Annotated in this window: 2 protein-coding genes; both read left to right on the forward strand. The window is 30.7% G+C overall.

Annotated features, from left to right (window positions below):
- Nucleotides 1-187, forward strand: a 187-nt coding sequence (locus QMA06_RS16415; RefSeq protein ID WP_290207998.1) for a hypothetical protein, incomplete at its 5' end; no start/stop codon positions are given.
- Nucleotides 171-461 carry a hypothetical protein gene (locus tag QMA06_RS16420; protein WP_290207999.1) on the forward strand — a complete coding sequence of 97 codons (291 nt, stop codon included), beginning with the start codon at nucleotides 171-173 and terminating at the stop codon, nucleotides 459-461. The genes QMA06_RS16415 and QMA06_RS16420, both read left to right, overlap by 17 nt.
- Nucleotides 462-892: the final 431 nt, after the last annotated feature.

Here is an 892-nt window from a genome sequence, read left to right on the forward strand (position 1 = left end):
AACAACGTATATAGTTTATAGCTTGGTCTGTGCTTACTTGCGAAAAGCCTCTCGGCTTTTCTATCTTACGGAATTATTTACTAACTTACTCGCTGAAACACGCTACAAACCATATACAAAACCGTTGGCATTCATTGGCAGAACGCACTCTGAACCTGAAAAAAAGAAATTTGGAAACAGAAAATAAATCAAAAAAAAGAAATTTAATAAATGGAATAGGATTTAATATTTTTGCAATATTTATCGGAATAATTATTGCTATAATTGTTGCTTCAAATACTTCTTCTGATATGCCTGCAAGTTCAAATCACGGAGCAATATTCCCTTATTTTAAAGCAATTTTGTTCGGAATTATAACATTAATTGCTTATTTGAGTTTTAAGAATATTTTCAAAAATTATAGTTGGTTAATCACTTTAATCGGAATTTTAATTATGATTTTAGCTTCGACAAAAATATAAATTGGAATTAAGTAAGTTTATGAAAACAAACTATAAGTTAAATTTAGCAAGTTGCGGAATTTCTTACTCAATCGGAATTAAAAAAGTTTGCGGAATATATCGCTGACCGAATTCACTCAAACGCTGGAAAAATAAAAAAACGAAATTGAGCCGAATAATTATAAGTCTAAATAAAAACAACGAAATGCCAACACCGTGTATAATTAATTGCTTTGTAAGTGCTCATCTGGAATATTCCTGCGGAATATTCTCAGGTTCGTAAAAGTTTACTAAATTAGTTGCTAAACAATGCAACTAATCATACACAAACACGTTGGCAAACATTTTCGCGCACTTGCAATTTTACCGCTTCTACTCTACTTTTAGCTAGTTTATGCGCGAAAAAAACCTAATCCGAAATCAAATCTGAACCTTAAAAATATTACGCTGGA

The organism is Winogradskyella bathintestinalis, assembly GCF_030407435.1.
GTDB classification, from domain to species: Bacteria; Bacteroidota; Bacteroidia; order Flavobacteriales; family Flavobacteriaceae; genus Winogradskyella; species Winogradskyella bathintestinalis.